Here is a 222-nt window from a genome sequence, read left to right as displayed (position 1 = left end):
TAGTCAATCCACCGTCAGCCGTGAAATCGCACGCAACAGCGTCGATGGCATCTACGATGCCTATCAGGCTGACCAGGCAAGCCGCGGGCGTCTTGCTCGCCCAAAGCTGCGCAAACTCGATGACAATCGGTTCTTACGCGCCCAGGTTGTCGATCTGCTCAACCGTGGCGCCTCGCCGCGTCAGGCCAGTGGCAGGTTGGCTGCACTGTGGGGTGATAATAC

General features: G+C 59.9%; 1 pseudogene. It reads left to right on the top strand.

The annotated features are described in order from the left end of the window. Nucleotides 1-222 (top strand): annotated as a pseudogene (locus tag HMPREF2708_RS08705) (IS30 family transposase); the annotation flags it as partial.

Source organism: Corynebacterium sp. HMSC073H12 (genome assembly GCF_001837775.1).
GTDB classification, from domain to species: domain Bacteria; phylum Actinomycetota; class Actinomycetes; order Mycobacteriales; family Mycobacteriaceae; genus Corynebacterium; species Corynebacterium amycolatum.
Note: the sequence above shows the minus strand (reverse complement) of the source record. Positions and strands in the feature narration are given on the sequence as shown.